Source organism: Rathayibacter rhapontici (genome assembly GCF_001995175.1).
Lineage (GTDB): Bacteria > Actinomycetota > Actinomycetes > Actinomycetales > Microbacteriaceae > Rathayibacter.
This window is the reverse complement of sequence record NZ_MUKN01000001.1, coordinates 96,204-111,885: the sequence shown is the minus strand read 5'-3', so window position 1 is coordinate 111,885 and position 15,682 is coordinate 96,204. Positions and strand designations below refer to the sequence as shown.

Below are 15,682 nucleotides of genomic sequence, written 5' to 3'. Positions count from 1 at the left end.
CCGCGTCCTCAGCGGAACGGCACCGGCACGATGTCCGGCGTGCTCCAGCGCAGCGCGATCCGCTCGCCGAACCCGTCGCGCCGCAGCTCCGTCTCGAGCGCGTCGATCACGAGCGGCAGCAGCCGCCGGTGCTCCGTCATCACGTCGAGCACGAGCACCGGCCCCGCCGTGACGAGGGTCGAGCCCACCCCCGGGACGATCGCGAGGAACCGCTGCGCGTCCACCTGGACGTGCCGGTGCCCGCGCAGCCGGCGCAGCAGCACGGGCAGGGCGAGGGCGTCGAGCGGAGTCACATCGGCACGCAGCGGGATCACCCGCCGAGCATCGCGCCCGCCGGCGTCCGCCCGGTGAACGCCCGCCCGTCCCCCGGTGTCCGCTGTCCCTCCGCGAGGTGCCGGTCCCGCGCACGACGCGCCACGCGGGGTCCTCGCCGTGGTGCGCCACGGAAGGACGACCGCCTCGTCGAGTTCCCGGAGGAGGGCCCGCTCGACCCCGCCGCCCACCCACCGCCCGCGTCCACCGCGTCCGCGGCCACTCCTGATCGCGCGGGCTCCGCGAACGACGAAGCCCCCGACCGGACATCCGATCGGGGGCTTCGTCTTCTGCTGGTGCGCGAGGGGGGAGTTGAACCCCCACGCCCTTTCGGGCACACGGACCTGAACCGTGCGCGTCTGCCTATTCCGCCACTCGCGCTCACCACGATGCCTGAGCACCGACGAGAAAGACTACCACCCTCCGCGCCCACCCGTGAACTCGCCCCCACCGACCGACCTGCGCGTCGCAGGCAGCACTCCGCCGATCCGGCATGAACGGCCGCTCACGGGCGTCCCCAGCGGCCGTTCGCGCCGGATGAGCACCGACGACCGTTCGTCCGCGACGGGTCGAGGCGCACCCTACCGACGCGACCCGGTCCGCGCCCCCCGCCCACCCCACGAAAACGCCCCGAGGAGCCCGTATCCAGAGCATCCCAGTAACATGCCCGTAGCCGTGCGCGGCGCAGACGACAACGGAAGCCACGTGAGCGCGCAGACACCTCGATCCGTGCGCGACCGCCGAGAAGGCGACGAAACGGAAGATCGGAAGACTGTGGGCATACTGGACAACTTCGAGAAGGGACTCGAGCGCGTCGTCAACGGCGCGTTCGCGCGGACCTTCAAGTCGGGGCTGCAGCCGGTCGAGCTCGCGTCCGCGCTCCGCAGGGAGCTCGACACCACCGCCGCCGTCGTGACGCGCGACCGCATCCTCGTACCCAACAGCCTCACCCTGCGCATGTCCGCCGCCGACCTCGCCCGCATGGAGCGGATGGGCGCCACCCTGATCGACGAGCTCACCACCGTCGCCACTGAGCACGCGAAGAAGCAGGGCTACCGCTTCCCGGGCCCGATCGACATCCGCCTCGCCTCCGACGGCTCGCTGAGCGACGGCATGGTCGAGGTCGACTCCCGCAGCGTCAAGGGCACCGTCGCCTACACGCCGGTCGTCGACATCGCCGGCCGCCGCCACCCGATCACCAAGTCCCGCACCGTCATCGGTCGCGGTGCCGACGCCGACATCACCGTCGACGACTCCGGCACCTCCCGCCAGCACGTCGAGATCCTCTGGGACGGCTCGCGCGCCCAGGTGCACGACCTCGGCTCCACCAACGGCTCGAAGCTCGACGGCAAGCCCGTGACGCAGGCCGTCCTCTCGCCCGAGCAGACCATCACGATCGGACGCACGTCGATCGTGTTCCGCCTCGTGCAGGGCGCCGCACCCGCGCGCGCCGACCGCTCGCCGTCCGGTCGCTCCGGACGCGCCTCCGATGGATTCTGGGACGACCGGCTATGAGCGAGCTCACCCTCTTCCTCCTGCGCATCGCGTTCCTCGCGCTGCTGTGGTTCTTCGTGTTCGGCATCGTCTACGCGCTGCGCTCGGATCTCTTCGGGCAGCGCGTGCGCAAGATGCCCCCGACCGCCCAGCAGGACGACGCGCCGTTCGTCACGGCCGCCCAGCCCGTCGTGCAGTCCGCGCCACAGCCGTCGGCCCCGCAGCAGCAGCCCGCTCCCGTGCAGCAGCAGGCCCCGTCGGCCCGCCGCTCCCGCGAGGCCGCGGCCGAGCGCACCGATTCCGGAGGCGTCGCCACGGTCCACACGGCGCAGCGACTCGTCATCACCTCGGGTCCCAAGCGCGGCACCGAGCTCGAGCTCTCCGGCGAGCCGCTCACGATCGGCCGCTCCTCCGAGTCGACGCTGGTGATCCGCGACGACTACACGTCGACCCACCACGCGCGCCTGCTGATCTGGAACGACGAGTGGATGATCCAGGACCTCGACTCCACCAACGGCACGTTCCTCGACGGCCGCCGGGTCGGCGCCCCGACGAAGGTGCCGCTGAACACCCCGGTCAAGGTGGGCACGACCACCTTCGAACTGCGACGGTCGTAGGCAGCCCGTGACCTCCACTCCTGACAGCGCCGTCGGCGCGGCGCGCGAGAGCGCCGCCGTGTCGCACGTCGGCCGCATCCGCTCCAACAACCAGGACTCCGGCTACGCGGGCCGGCAGCTCTTCGTCGTCGCCGACGGGATGGGCGGGCACGCGGGCGGCGACGTCGCGTCCTCCATCGCCATCAAGCGCATCGCGGAGGCGGACCGCGCCTACGCGTCGACGTACGAGGCCGAGGACGAGCTCAAGCGCACCCTCCTCGCCGCGAACGCCCTGCTCGCGGAGGCCGTCATCGACCACCCCGAGCTGACCGGCATGGGCACCACCGTCAGCGCGATCGCCCGGGTGGGCGAGTCGGTCGCCATCGCGCACATCGGCGACTCCCGCATCTACGTCCTCCGCGACGGGAAGCTCGAGCAGGTCACCACCGACCACACCTTCGTGCAGCGCCTCGTCGACTCCGGCCGCATCACCGAGGAGGAGGCGATGACGCACCCGCGCCGCTCCGTCCTCATGCGGGTGCTCGGGGACGTCCACACGAACCCCGAGATCGACACGCTGACCCTCGAGACCGAGCCGGGCGACCGCTGGCTCATCTGCTCCGACGGCCTCTCGGGCGTCGTCCCGCACGACGAGATCCTCAAGGAGCTGTCCCGCGGCGAGTCGGCGCAGCAGGTCGCCGACCGCCTCATCCGCGACAGCCTCGCGCACGGCGCGCCCGACAACGTGACCGTCGTGATCCTGGACGTGCCGGGCGAGAACGACACCGCCCAGGTGCTCGTGCCGATCCCGGAGCCGGTGATCGTCGGCTCCGCCGCGGCCCCCACTCCGATCAGCACGGACGACTCGCAGAACCGCCTGCGGATCCCCGGCCTGCGCCTGCACACCCGCGCGCCCGCCGCGCAGGGCCCCACCCACTTCGAGCCCGCGTCCGAGGACTACCTCGACGAGCTGATCGAGGAGGACCGCCGCCGGCACCTGCGCCGCCGGATCACCTGGCTCGTCGGCCTCTCGCTCGTCCTCATCGCCGGGTTCCTCGGCGTGCTGCTCGCCTACGACTGGACCCAGTCCCGCTTCTACGTCGGCACCGACGGCGACACGGTGATCATCTACCAGGGCATCCAGCAGTCCGTGGGCCCGCTCTCGCTCTCGAGCGTCAAGGAGGACACGGGCATCCCGCTCGACTCCCTCCGCGAGTACGACGTGGAGCAGCTCGAGCAGACCATCAACGCCGAGTCCTACGCCGGAGCGGTCGACATCGTCGAGCGCCTGACCGACGCGAACGGAGCCCCGTGACCGCGACCACCGCCCCCGCGGCCGCCGAGCGCCGGCGCCCCCGCCTCCTCACGCAGAAGCTGCGCAACCTCGAGCTCCTGCTGCTGATCGGCGCCTGCCTGATCGACACCTCCGCGATCCTGCTCGTGCAGCTCGGCGCGCTGGGCGCCGTCGACACCACGCTCGTGTCCTTCGGCGCCGGTCTCTCGGCGCTGGTCCTGGTCGTGCACGTCGTGCTGCGCTTCGCGGCCCCGGAGGCGGATCCGTTCCTCCTGCCGATCGCCACGGTCCTGAACGGGCTGGGCATCGCCGAGATCTACCGCATCGACATCGCCGACGGCGCCACGGGTTGGGAGTCGGTCGCCGTCCGCCAGATCATCTGGAGCGGTCTGGCGATCGTCGCGGCGATCGTGGTGCTCGTCGTCATCCGCAACCACCGCCTCCTGTTCCGCTACACCTACGTCGCCGGCTTCGTCGCCATCGTGCTGCTCCTGCTGCCGCTGCTGCCCTTCATCGGGCGCGAGGTGAGCGGCGCGCGCGTCTGGATCGGCATCGGCGACTTCTTCAGCTTCCAGCCCGGCGAGATCGCGAAGATCGCCCTCGCCGTGTTCTTCGCCGGCTACCTGGTGCGCAACCGCGACTCCCTCTCCATGGTCGGGAAGACGTTCCTCCGGATGCGCTTCCCGCGGCTGAGGGACCTCGGCCCGATCCTCGTCGTCTGGGCCGTGTCGATGTCGGTCATCGTCTTCCAGCGCGACCTCGGCACGGCGCTGCTCTACTTCGGCCTCTTCCTGGTGATGCTCTACGTCGCCACCGGCCGCACGAGCTGGGTGCTGATCGGCGTCGGCCTGTTCCTCGGCGGCGCGATCTTCGCCAGCCAGACCCTCGACTACGTCGGCAACCGCTTCTCGAACTGGCTCGACCCCTTCAGCGCCGAGCGCTACAGCGCCGATCCCGGCGGCAGCTTCCAGCTCGTGCAGGGCCTCTTCGGCCTCGCGCACGGCGGCCTGCTCGGCACGGGCCTGGGCCAGGGCATGCCCGACATCACCCCGGTCCCCCAGTCCGACTACATCATCGCGAGCCTCGGCGAGGAGCTGGGCCTGGCCGGGATCTTCGCGATCTTCGGCCTCTACCTCCTGCTCGTCTCGCGCGGCTTCCGCATCGGCTTCGCGGGTCAGGACGACTTCGGCCGCCTCCTGGGCGTCGGCCTCTCGTTCGTCATCGCGCTGCAGTGCTTCATCGTGATCGGAGGCGTCACCCGCGTCATCCCGCTCACGGGTCTCACGACTCCGTTCCTCGCGGCCGGCGGCTCGTCGCTCGTGGCCAACTGGATGATCGTCGCCGTGCTCCTCCGCCTCTCGGACACAGTCCGCAGCCAGCCCCGTCTGGTGGTGTGATCCGTCGATGAACCGTGAACTCAAGCGCGTGAGCATCGTCGTCCTGACGATGTTCGTCGCCCTCTTCCTCTCCACCACCACGATCCAGGTGATTGAGGCGGACGCGCTGTCCGAGGACTCGCGCAACACCCGCACGCTCTACGAGAGCTTCTCGACCGAGCGCGGGGCGATCCTCGTCGGCGGCCAGCCGATCGCCTCCTCCGTGCCGAGCGACGACCTGTACAAGTTCCAGCGCCAGTACGCCAACGGGCCGCTCTACTCGGGCGTCACCGGCTACTTCACCCTGAGCCAGGGCACCACCGGCATCGAGCGCTCGCTCAACGACTACCTCTCGGGCACCTCGAACTCGCAGTTCTTCGACGAGATCGACAACCTGGTCTCCGGTCAGGATCCCGAGGGCGCGTCGGTCGAGCTCTCGATCGACCCGGTCGCCCAGCAGGCCGCGTTCGACGCGCTGGGCGACTACACCGGGGCGGTCGTCGTGACGGAGCCGGCCACCGGCCGCATCCTCGCGATGGTCTCCAAGCCCACCTTCGACCCCACGGCGCTCACCTCGCACGACACGAACGAGGTGCTGGCGGCCTACCAGGCGCTGAACGACGATCCGGAGAACCCGCTGATCAACCGCGCCATCGGCGGCTCGCTGAACCCGCCCGGCTCCGTCTTCAAGCTGGTTGTCGCCTCCGCCGCGCTCGAGTCGGGCCGCTTCACGCCCGAGTCGAGCTTCCCGAACCAGCAGGCGTACACGCTGCCCGGCACCAGCACGCAGGTCACGAACTCCGGAGGCGGCCTCTGCGGTCCCGGCGACACCGTCACTCTCGCGACGGCCGTGAAGCTCTCGTGCAACGTGCCGATGGCCGAGATGGGCGTCGAGCTCGGCTCCGACGCGATCCGCGAGACCGCCGAGAAGTTCGGCTTCGACACCGAGCTCGAGATCCCGATGTCGGTCGAGGCCAGCACCTACCCCGCGACCGAGAACGATGCGCAGACCGCGCTGACCGCCTTCGGCCAGTACGAGGTGCGCGCCACCCCGCTGCAGATCGCGATGGTCTCGGCGGCGATCGCCAACGGCGGCGAAGTGATGCGCCCGAGTCTCGTCGACGTGATCCGCTCGCAGGACCTCAGCGTCCTCGAGCAGTTCCAGGAGGACCCGTTGGGCCGCGCCGTGAGCGAGGAGACGGCGAACGCCGTCGAGGCGATGATGGTCGCCAGCGTCGAGGACGGCGCGGCGACGAATGCAACAATAGGAGGCGTCACCGTGGCCGGTAAGACCGGCACCGCCGAGAACGGCAGGGACGACCCTTACACCCTCTGGTTCACCGGATTCGCTCCTGCGGACGATCCGCAGTACGCCATCACCGTCCTCGTCGAGGACGGCGGGGGACTCGGCCAGACCGGGTACGGCAACCTGATCGCCGCACCCATCGCACAACAGGTACTAGAGGCGGTGCTGAACAAATGAGACCCACATCAGGCCTCACCTTCGGGGGACGCTACGAGCTGCAGTCCAGGATCGCCATCGGCGGCATGGGCGAGGTGTGGCAGGCGACCGATCTGGTGATCGGCCGGACCATCGCGATCAAGATCCTGAAGGACGAGTACCTCGGCGATCCCGGATTCCTCGAGCGCTTCCGCGCCGAGGCCCGGCACGCGGCGCTCGTCAACCACGAGGGCATCGCCAACGTCTACGACTACGGCGAGGAGGACGGCTCGGCTTACCTCGTCATGGAGCTCGTCCCCGGCGAGGCCCTGTCGACCGTGCTCGAGCGCGAGCGCGTGCTCTCGACCGACAAGGTCCTCGACATCGTCGCGCAGACCGCGCTGGCGCTGCACGCGGCCCACGCGGCCGGCCTGGTGCACCGCGACGTGAAGCCGGGCAACCTGCTCATCACGCCCGACGGCCGCGTCAAGATCACCGACTTCGGCATCGCCCGCATCGCCGACCAGGTCCCGCTCACCGCGACCGGCCAGGTCATGGGCACGGTCCAGTACCTGTCCCCGGAGCAGGCCAGCGGCCAGCCCGCGTCGCCCGCGACCGACATCTACTCGCTGGGCATCGTCGCGTACGAGTGCCTGGCCGGGCGCCGCCCGTTCACGGGCGAGTCGCAGGTCGCCATCGCGATGGCGCAGATCAACGACACTCCCCCGGAGCTGCCGGTCACGGTCGCCGAGCCGGTGCGCAACCTCGTGTACTCCTGCATCGCCAAGAAGCCCGCCGATCGGCCCGCCACCGCCGCGCACCTCGCCCGCGCGGCGCAGGCCCTCCGCACCGGCGCGTCCGCGGCGCCGCCCTCGCGGTCCCCGCCGTCGCGGGCGACCTCCCGGCCACGCAGGCGACCACGGTCCTGCCGTCGGCCGCGGGAGCCACGCAGGCCACGACCGTCCTGCCCTCGAACACGACCACCGCCTTCGCGGCCGGCTCCCTCGTCGGCGCCGCGGAGGAGCCGGACGAGTTCCAGGAGCAGCGCAAGCGCAGCCCGTGGACCTGGCCGCTCCTCGCCCTCATCGTGATCCTCGCCGTCGTCATCGGCGGCACGATCTTCGCGCTGACCACGGGCGACGGGGGCGACCCGGAGCCGACCGCCGCTCCGACGCAGAGCCAGACGCCGGCGCCGACCCCCACCCCGACGCCCACGCCGACCCCCACGCAGACCTCGAACCTCGTCCCCATCAACGAGGACGACTTCATCGACCGGCCCTTCGAGGACGTCGAAGCGGAGCTCGGCGCACTCGGCATGGGCGTCGAGCGCGTCGACGGCCCGAACGCCGCGACGGGCGAGCAGGTCGGCACGGTGTCGGCCCTCACCCCCACGGCGAACGTCGCGAGGGGCACCACGATCCGGGTCTCCGTGTACCTCGACGTCGCGACCCCCGATGCTCCCACCGCGGTCCCGACCGTCACTCCCGCCGCCTCGAGCGTCGACGCCGGTGCGACCTTCAACGTGACGTGGACCAACTACAACCAGTGCCCCAGCGGCACCTCGGTCACCGGCTACCGCGTCACGGCGACCGGTGAGGGCGCCTCCGTCACGAGCACCAACCCGTCGAACTCCACCACCGCCACGATCCAGGCCGGCCCGGCGGAGGGCGCCATCGACATCACCTACACGGTGATCTGCGGAGAGACGGAGTCGGCCGCCTCGCCGACCCTCTCGGTCGCGGTCGACGCCCCCGCCCCGACTCCGACGCCGACCCCGACCGGATCGAACTCGGCCACCTCGTCGCCCTCCAGCCCGCCCGAGGAGTAGGCCGCACGAGCGAGTCCGCGACGGGCCCGGAGGAGCGATCCTCCGGGCCCGTCGTCGTCCCGGCCGTCGTGCCCCGCGGGATCGCTGCGGGCCCGCGGGTACACTTGCCGTGGCTCCTGCGGGGGCCGTTGCCAGACGGAATCAGGGCGGGAGCGTACGCGTGACGGAAGAGGGTCGCCTGATCGCGGGACGGTATCAGGTCGGGCCCCGGCTCGGTCGCGGCGGGATGTCCGAGGTCTACCTCGGCACCGACACCCGCCTCGGACGTACGGTCGCGGTGAAGGAGCTGAAGCTCTCGCTGTCCTCCGACTCGGCCTTCCGACTGCGGTTCCGCCAGGAGGCGCAGGCCGCGTCGCGCATGTCGCACCCCACCATCGTCCGCGTCTTCGACGCCGGCGAGGAGGTCAGCGTCGATGAGCAGGGCACCGAGTCGCGGCGTCCGTTCATCATCATGGAGCACATCGAGGGGCGCCTGCTCAAGGACGTCATCGCCGAGGGCCCGGTCGACGTCGACGAGGCCGTGCGCATCACCGAGGGCATCCTCACCGCCCTCGAGTACTCGCACCGGGCCGGAGTGGTGCACCGCGACATCAAGCCCGGCAACATCATGCTGACCCCGTCGGGTCAGGTGAAGGTGATGGACTTCGGCATCGCCCGGGCCGTCTCCGACTCCGCGGCCACCGTCGCCCAGACCACCGCGATCCTCGGCACCGCCGCCTACTTCTCGCCGGAGCAGGCGAAGGGCGAGCAGGTCGACGCCCGCAGCGACCTCTACTCCGCCGGCATCGTGCTGTTCGAGCTCCTCACCGGTCGTGCGCCCTTCCGCGGCGACACCCCGGTCGCCGTCGCCTACCAGCACGTGAGCGAGACGCCGCCCGCGCCGAGCTCCATCAATCCCGCGGTCAGTCCCGCCCTCGACTCGATCGTCGCCCGCGCGCTGTCGAAGGACCGCTACGAGCGCTTCCAGGGCGCGGCCGAGTTCCGCGACGATCTGCGCGACGCCGCCTCCGGCCGGCTGGCCGATCACCGCCCGATCGACGAGCTGACCACCTCCCTCTTCGCCGCCCGCGGCCAGGGCGGGATGAACGACTCCGAGCTGGCCCTGCGCCAGCTGGCCGAGGACAACTCGATCGTCCGCACGCAGCGCCGTCCGCCGGTGCTGTGGATCTGGTCGTCGATCGTCGTCCTCGCCGTGATCGTGGCCGCTCTCGTCATCTGGGTGCTCACCCTGCAGCCGTCCACGACCCTCCCGTCGCAGTCGCGGGAGGTCCCGACCCTGACCAGCACGAGCTACGACAGCGCGCAGTCGACGCTGACCGCCCTCGATCTCGTGCCGAGCGAGGTGGACGAGTTCAGCGACTCCGTCCCCGAGGGCGAGGTGATCCGCACCGATCCCGGATCGGGGACGATCGTCGCCCCCGACACGGTGATCCGCGTCTTCGTCTCGCAGGGCGCCGAACCGGTCGAGGTCCCGGCGACCGCGGGCAGCGCCCTCTCCGATGCGATCGCCACCCTCACCGCGGCGGGGTTCGAGGAGGGGTCGCAGACCCGGACGAACTCGCCCACGGTGCCGGCCGACATCGTGATCTCGAGCGCTCCGTCCGGAGGCGAGCAGGCCGCGCCGGGGACCCCCGTCGACCTCGTCGTCTCCTCCGGCACCGTCGTGCTGCCCGACCTCGTCGGCCTGTCGCTGAGCGCCGCCCTCGCCGCCCTCGAGGACGAGGATCTGCAGCTCGTCGGCGAGGAGGCGCCCGATGAGACGTGCGAGTCGGTGCGCCGCACCAACCCGCCGGTGACCACGCAGTCCTCCGCCCCCGGAGAGGTCCCTCAGGGCTCCACCATCGAGCTCGGCTACTGCGCGGGCTGAGCCGCCCCGACCACCGAGCGGCGCCGGCGGCACCGCGCCGGCGCGTGCCCTACGCGCGGCGCGCGTCGGCCAACGGCTGCTCGAGTCGCACGACGCGGTCCGAGGACGACGGCACGCCGCCGCGGATGTCGCTCGGAGTCAGGCCCTCCCTGCGCTTCAGCGCTCGACGGAGGTGGTCGGCCGACGAGAACCCGGACGCGGCGGCGATCATCTCGAGCGGCACCTCGCGCGGACGGCGACGCAGGAGCTCGACGGCGCTGGCGACCCGGGCGAGCTCGATCTCACTGGCCACGGTGGTGCCGGCGTCCTCGAAGAGCCGCTGCAGGGAGCGGGTCGAGACGTTCACCGCGTCCGCCACGGCCTCCGGAGTGCACCGCGGCGTCCTGTGCGTGCGGTCGATCACGGTCCTGGCGCGGCCCAGGGTCGCCGCGCGGACGCTCGTGGCACCGGCCCGCGCCCCCTGCGAGGCGAGGAACGCACTGACCAGGAGCTGCTTGACGACGTGCACGAAGTTCGCGAGCTCGGCCTCACCGGGGAGTCCGGTGCCCGACTCGGCCGCGAGGACGAACGCCGTCGTGAACGCCGAGGCGGCCCGCGTGGTCCGGGCATCGGGATCGAGCGCGTAGACGCCCGCGTTCGTGTCGAAGCCGTAGCGGCGCATCTCGTCGGCCCGGATCGAGATCTGCAGCATCGAGACGGGGGTCGTCGACTCCGTCGTGAACGTCGTCGTCCCCGGCTGGTACGAGATCGACCCGGGCCGCAGGAGCGTCGTCCGCTCCGGTCCGACCATCCGGACGAAGCCCTCGAGCAGGAACGAGAACGTGAGCACGGACGTGTCGTCGGCGCTCCAGGTCCCCCGGAGCACGCGCATGGGCGACGAGGTGATCAGGACCACCTGCACGCCGCTCGCCGAGAAGCCCGACCCCGTCAAGCGCGGAACCGTGCCCGGCTTCACCACGACCCGAGGTCCCAGCGTCTCGACCTCGCGTATCCCGGAGTACTCCCACGAGACCTGTTCCACCATCGTCGCCCCCGGATGAGTCGTTCCAGCAGTCAATCCCCTTGCCCGCTGTCCTCCGATTATGCCGGGAAGGGGTACCGCACCTTCCGCCGCGGACCCGTCAAAACACGCCACCACCGGCGAGTTCATCGCTGTTCCGGAGGATCTCCGAAGGCCGTGTTTCTGCGGATCCAGCAGCTCTAACCGACAGTCATAGCGCATCAACGGCGGCTCCCGCTGGAGGAGTGGCGCGTCTCGACGACCCCCGTCCGAGGGTCAGTTGGACATCGAGTCTCTCGGGCCGGGGTCGCGAAGAGACGGAGCGGCGGTGACGGCGACGGAGGCGAGCCAGTTCCCGAGCAGCACGCGCCCGGACGGCGTGAGGATCGACTCCGGATGGAACTGCACCCCGACCACCGGGACCGACACGTGGCGCAGCGCCATCACCACGCCGTCCGCGGTCGTCGCGGTCACCGCGAGCTCGGGCGGCAGCGACTCCCGCTCGACCGCGAGCGAGTGGTACCGCATGGCCTCGAAGCCCGAGGGGATCCCCGCGAACAGCCCGTCGCCCTCGTGCTCGACGGCGAGGTGCGGCCGTGCAGGAGCTCCGGCGCCTCGCGCACTCGGCCGCCGAGGGCGTGCGCGATCACCTGGTGACCGAGGCAGACGCCGAGCAGCGGATGCGCGGTCGCGACGGAGTGCCGCACCAGCGCCACCGACGTCGGGACGTCCTCGGGCCGGCCCGGCCCGGGCGACACGAGGACCGCGTCGACCGCCTCGGCACGGAGTACCGCCTCCGCCGGCGACAGCTCGGCCCCCTCGACGACCTCGACGTCCGCTCCGAGCTCGCGGAGGTACGCGACCAGGGTGAAGACGAAACTGTCGTAGTTGTCGACGACGAGGATCCGAGGCGACCGCCGGCCGGTCACTCCTCGACGGTGACGTTCTGATCGAGAACGATCGACTGCACCCACGGGAACACCCATTCGGCGAGGGCGGCCAGCACGGCCGCCACGAGGACGAGGACGAGGACGAGCCGGACCCACCAGGGTCCGGGCAGGACGCGCCACAGTGCTGCGTACACCTCAGCCCTCCTGATCGAGCGTCGGAGCGAGCTCGGCCGGCGCACCCGCGGAGCGCGGCTGCCAGGACTCGAGCACGCCGTACGCGATGATCCGCTCCGCGGTCGAGTACAGCGGATTGCAGCTGGTCAGAGTGATCAGCCGGTCGGCCGGCGCCACGTCGGTCGACCACGGCACCGGATCGATGACCTGAACGTCCGAGGGCTGCACGTACTCGAGGTTGCGGTAGCGGTACGTGTACCAGCCGTCCGCCGTCTCGATGTAGATGGCGTCGCCGAGCTGCAGCTGATCGATGAGGTGCATGCCGCCCCCGTAGGCACTGCGATGGGCCGCCAGAGCGAAGTTGCCGACCTCGCCCGGCATCTGCGTTCCCGGGTAGTGCCCGATGCTGCCCTCGTCGAGCACGTTCGCCGCGTCCACCCCCTCGGCGATCGTCCGCACCCAGCCCTCGCCGTAGCGGGGGATGTAGAGGTTGCCGAACGAGGTGTCGGTCGCCGCGACCGTCGACACGACAGGAGCCCCGAAGTCCGTCGGGGCGAGGGACTCGGCCTGCGTCGGAGCGGGCGCGGGCACCGGCTCGCCCCAGCTCTGCCGGAGCTCCGCCGCCTCGTTCGTCTGCTGACCGGCGATCACCGCGTCGTTCCACCACAGCTGCCAGCCGAGGAAGAGGAGGACGAGCACGCCCGCCGTCATCAGCAGCTCGCCGAGCACCCCGAAGAAGGACAGCCGGCGGCGCGGGCGCGCAGCGCGGCGCCGGGATCGCGCCCGCGTGGACGCTTCGACGGGCTGCTCGGCTGACATGGGTCGAGTCTAATCGGCGGTCTCCCGCGGCTCCCCCGGCTTCCCGCGACCCTGGGGAGAGCCCTGCAGGGCCTGTGGAGAACCCCGAGAAGCCGTCTCGGACGGAGCCGGCGGTCGGCCTGCTCCCGGTCGGAGGGCTCCGCCCGGTACAGTGGTCGGCATGGCACGAGCGACGAAGAGCCCGAAGCCGGAGCGCGACGAGGCCCGGACCGGAAAGAACTCCCCCAACCCGGTCTGGTTCAAGCCGGTGATGTTCGGCTTCATGCTGCTCGGACTCGCCTGGATCATCGTCTTCTACGTGAGCCAGGGCCTGCTGCCGATCCCCGATCTGGGCAACCTCAACATCCTCATCGGCTTCGGGATCGCCTTCATCGGCTTCCTGATGACGACCCGCTGGCGCTGACCGCGCCCCCGGCATGACCGACGCCCCGTCCGCTCCCCGGACGGGGCGTTCGTCGTCCGTGGCCCGGCTCCGCGCAGCCGGCTGCGTCTTCGCCGAGGACGAGGCGCGGCTGATCGAGGCGGAGGCGTCCTCCGAGGCGCAGCTCGACGCCCTGCTGCGGCGCCGCGAGTCGGGCGAGCCGCTCGAGCAGATCCTCGGCTGGGTCGACTTCCGGGGGCTGCGCGTCCGCGTCGATCCTGGAGTGTTCGTGCCGCGCGTGCGGACCGGGTTCCTGGTCGACGCGGCGCTGAGCCTGCTCCAGGAGAGCGCTCCGGGCACGACGGTGCTCGACCTCTGCTGCGGCTCCGGGGCGATCGGGCGCGCCCTGGCCGGCGAGCGCGGCGACCTCCGGCTCCTCGCCGCCGATGTCTCGCCCACCGCGGTCGCCTCCGCGCGGATCACCCTCGACGGGTTCGGCGAGGTCTTCGAGGGCGACCTGTTCGCCGCCCTGCCCGGCACTGAGCGCGGGCGGATCGACCTCGTCGTCGTGAACGCCCCCTACGTGCCGACGGAGGCGATCGCTCTGATGCCGCCGGAGGCGCGGCTGCACGAGCCGGCCGTCTCCCTCGACGGCGGCAGCGACGGTCTCGCACTCCACAGGCGCATCGCCCGCGAGTCGGGCGACTGGCTGGCAGCGGGCGGTGCGGTCGTGATCGAGTCGGGTCGGGAGCAGGCTCCGACGAGTGCTGCCGCGTTCACCGCCTCGGGCTTCTCGACGCAGGTCCTGACGGACGACGACCGGGATGCGACAGTCGTCGTCGCGCGTCTGCTGCGAACTACACGGCTGTAATTATCCCCAGCTGTGCAAACTCCTGTGGAGAGAGCGCGGCGCCGCGGGGATCCGCGGGAACCCGGGGCCGCGCGACTCGATCCGCGGCCTGACGCGGCAGGATCGGGGGCCGCTCCATCCGTCGCCGGGCTCGCGCGGAATCACATCCGCGTAGTTCTCCCCATTGTTAACAACCCTGTGGATAACTTTCTCCCCACCTGTGCACAGCACCTGTGGACGAACCCTCCGAGCCGGTTACGCCCCCGCGTGCAGGGTCGGACGGATCTCGAGACGGCCGGTCCGCGCCCTGCTCGATCAGCAGGACTCCCACCGGCGGAGCGGCCCGTCCGACAACGCCCCCGCGCCCCTCAGCTGGTCGAGCAGCCGCACCGCGGCGTATCGAGACCCACCGGCACCACCGGTACGAGGACACCCCTCCGACGTAACCCCTTCATCAGGTCACCACTCGGCTCATGCCAGGACGTAGGCCCCCGCCGTGATCGCGACCAGACCCAGCCCGATCAGGCCGACGAGCAGGTTCTGCGTCCGCCGCTGCGACCGCTGGCGGGTCCGGGTGAAGACGAGCCCGATCAGCGCACCCGCCACGAGACCGCCGACGTGCGCCTGCCACGCCACGTTCATCCCGGGGAGGAACCCGATGACGAGGTTGAGACCCACGAGCACCAGCAGCTGCGACGCCTGGCCGCCGAGGTGCCGCAGGATCACCAGGTAGGCGCCCATCAGTCCGAAGATCGCTCCGGAGGCGCCGATCACCGTCGTGAGCGGACCCGCGAGCAGGAGCACGCCGACCGAGCCGGCGAATCCGCTCAGCAGGAAGAGCGCGAGGTAGCGGCCGCGACCGAGCATCCGCTCCAGCGCCATGCCGAAGATCCACAGCGTGTACATGTTCAGCGCGAGGTGGAAGGGGATGACGAAGAAGACCGATGTGCTGTGCAGGAAGACCGAGGTGAGCATCCGCCACGGCTCGAACCCGGCGCCGAAGCCGGGGAGCGTGTAGGCGGGGACGTAGGCGAGCCCGCCGAGGACGAGGTTGCCGACGACGGGGAGGATCTCGAGGATCCAGAGGAGCACGCAGAGGGCGATGATCGCGTAGGTGACCGTGGGCTGATCGGCGCGGGTCATCGCGCGGACCCTCGAGACCAGGGGGCTGCGCGTGCGCGGGGCCTCCGCGCGCTGCTGGGCCATGTCGTCCGGGCAGATCACTCCGACCGGGGCGGGCGTCTGGCACTCGCCGCAGATCGTGCGTCCGCACCGCTGGCAGCGCACGAAGCTCTGCCGATCGGGGTGGCGGTAGCACGCGTACGCGCTGGTCGGCGGGACCTGGGTCACGGATTCGCCTCCGGGGAGAACGAGGGCCGA

General features: G+C 71.3%; 14 protein-coding genes, 1 tRNA gene and 2 pseudogenes. 10 read left to right on the top strand and 7 right to left on the bottom strand.

Annotated elements, in window-relative coordinates; all coding sequences use genetic code 11:
* Positions 1 to 8: 8 nt before the first annotated feature.
* Positions 9 to 314, bottom strand: coding sequence for a hypothetical protein (locus B0T42_RS00550; protein WP_077221501.1), 306 nt, complete (start codon positions 312 to 314; stop codon positions 9 to 11).
* A 292-nt stretch (positions 315 to 606) separates the two neighbouring features.
* Positions 607 to 693: transfer RNA gene (locus B0T42_RS00545), tRNA-Leu, on the bottom strand.
* Positions 694 to 1,086: 393 nt separating this feature from the next.
* Between B0T42_RS00545 and B0T42_RS00540 the strand changes: the two genes are divergently transcribed.
* From B0T42_RS00540 to pknB, 7 genes and pseudogenes are all read left to right on the top strand, one after another.
* Positions 1,087 to 1,827 (top strand): FhaA domain-containing protein, encoded by a 741-nt coding sequence (locus B0T42_RS00540; RefSeq protein WP_077221500.1) that lies wholly within the window; start codon positions 1,087 to 1,089, stop codon positions 1,825 to 1,827.
* Positions 1,824 to 2,423 (top strand): FHA domain-containing protein FhaB/FipA, encoded by a 600-nt coding sequence (locus tag B0T42_RS00535; protein WP_077221499.1) that lies wholly within the window; start codon positions 1,824 to 1,826, stop codon positions 2,421 to 2,423. The genes B0T42_RS00540 and B0T42_RS00535 overlap by 4 nt, the downstream gene beginning before the upstream one ends.
* Positions 2,424 to 2,430: 7 nt before the next feature.
* Positions 2,431 to 3,717, top strand: coding sequence for a Stp1/IreP family PP2C-type Ser/Thr phosphatase (locus B0T42_RS00530; protein WP_077221498.1), 1,287 nt, complete (start codon positions 2,431 to 2,433; stop codon positions 3,715 to 3,717).
* Positions 3,714 to 5,093, top strand: coding sequence for an FtsW/RodA/SpoVE family cell cycle protein (locus B0T42_RS00525; protein WP_077221497.1), 1,380 nt, complete (start codon positions 3,714 to 3,716; stop codon positions 5,091 to 5,093). Before B0T42_RS00530 ends, B0T42_RS00525 begins: the two co-directional genes overlap by 4 nt.
* Positions 5,094 to 5,100: 7 nt before the next feature.
* Entirely contained in the window at positions 5,101 to 6,555 is a 1,455-nt protein-coding gene (locus tag B0T42_RS00520) for a peptidoglycan D,D-transpeptidase FtsI family protein (RefSeq protein ID WP_077221496.1), read from the top strand.
* Positions 6,552 to 8,341 (top strand): annotated as a pseudogene (locus tag B0T42_RS00515) (protein kinase domain-containing protein). The gene B0T42_RS00520 and the pseudogene B0T42_RS00515 overlap by 4 nt, the downstream one beginning before the upstream one ends.
* Before the next feature lie 109 nt (positions 8,342 to 8,450).
* Positions 8,451 to 10,208, top strand: a complete 1,758-nt coding sequence (gene pknB, locus B0T42_RS00510) for a Stk1 family PASTA domain-containing Ser/Thr kinase (RefSeq protein WP_342418182.1) — start codon at positions 8,451 to 8,453, stop codon at positions 10,206 to 10,208.
* 49 nt (positions 10,209 to 10,257) lie between these two features.
* Here the strand turns inward: pknB and B0T42_RS00505 are convergent, their stop codons facing one another.
* Complete coding sequence (locus B0T42_RS00505) at positions 10,258 to 11,037, bottom strand: helix-turn-helix domain-containing protein (RefSeq protein WP_158077992.1); 780 nt, start codon at positions 11,035 to 11,037, stop codon at positions 10,258 to 10,260.
* On the opposite strand from B0T42_RS00505, the gene B0T42_RS19785 reads away from it, so the two are divergent.
* Positions 11,030 to 11,248, top strand: a complete 219-nt coding sequence (locus B0T42_RS19785) for a hypothetical protein (RefSeq protein WP_158077991.1) — start codon at positions 11,030 to 11,032, stop codon at positions 11,246 to 11,248. The genes B0T42_RS00505 and B0T42_RS19785 overlap by 8 nt on opposite strands.
* Before the next feature lie 236 nt (positions 11,249 to 11,484).
* Here the strand turns inward: B0T42_RS19785 and B0T42_RS00500 are convergent.
* The 3 genes and pseudogenes from B0T42_RS00500 to B0T42_RS00495 form a co-directional block, all read right to left on the bottom strand.
* Positions 11,485 to 12,137: pseudogene (locus B0T42_RS00500) on the bottom strand (anthranilate synthase component II).
* Positions 12,134 to 12,292: a hypothetical protein gene (locus B0T42_RS20405; RefSeq protein ID WP_173892266.1), complete on the bottom strand. Its 159-nt coding sequence runs from the start codon at positions 12,290 to 12,292 to the stop codon at positions 12,134 to 12,136. The pseudogene B0T42_RS00500 and the gene B0T42_RS20405 overlap by 4 nt, the downstream one beginning before the upstream one ends.
* A gap of 1 nt (position 12,293) precedes the next feature.
* Complete coding sequence (locus tag B0T42_RS00495; RefSeq protein WP_077221493.1) at positions 12,294 to 13,091, bottom strand: class E sortase; 798 nt, start codon at positions 13,089 to 13,091, stop codon at positions 12,294 to 12,296.
* A gap of 160 nt (positions 13,092 to 13,251) precedes the next feature.
* Here B0T42_RS00495 and B0T42_RS00490 point away from each other — a divergent pair, with 160 nt between their 5' ends.
* A complete protein-coding gene (locus tag B0T42_RS00490) occupies positions 13,252 to 13,494 on the top strand; it encodes a cell division protein CrgA (RefSeq protein WP_077221549.1) in 243 nt (80 codons plus the stop codon).
* 58 nt (positions 13,495 to 13,552) lie between these two features.
* Positions 13,553 to 14,323, top strand: coding sequence for a putative protein N(5)-glutamine methyltransferase (locus B0T42_RS00485; RefSeq protein ID WP_342418181.1), 771 nt, complete (start codon positions 13,553 to 13,555; stop codon positions 14,321 to 14,323).
* Between the two features lie 450 nt (positions 14,324 to 14,773).
* Here the strand turns inward: B0T42_RS00485 and B0T42_RS00480 are convergent, their stop codons facing one another.
* On the bottom strand, positions 14,774 to 15,652 hold the full coding sequence (locus tag B0T42_RS00480; protein ID WP_077221491.1) for a rhomboid family intramembrane serine protease: 879 nt from the start codon (positions 15,650 to 15,652) through the stop codon (positions 14,774 to 14,776).
* Positions 15,653 to 15,682: the final 30 nt, after the last annotated feature.

Bases quoted from the DNA above. Each gene is read 5' to 3' on its own strand.
- B0T42_RS00535 (WP_077221499.1), top strand. From the start codon at position 1,824: ATGAGCGAGCTCACCCTCTTCCTCCTGCGCATCGCGTTCCTCGCGCTG.
- B0T42_RS00520 (WP_077221496.1), top strand. From the start codon at position 5,101: ATGAACCGTGAACTCAAGCGCGTGAGCATCGTCGTCCTGACGATGTTC.
- B0T42_RS00495 (WP_077221493.1), bottom strand. From the start codon at position 13,091: ATGTCAGCCGAGCAGCCCGTCGAAGCGTCCACGCGGGCGCGATCCCGG.
- B0T42_RS00490 (WP_077221549.1), top strand. From the start codon at position 13,252: ATGGCACGAGCGACGAAGAGCCCGAAGCCGGAGCGCGACGAGGCCCGG.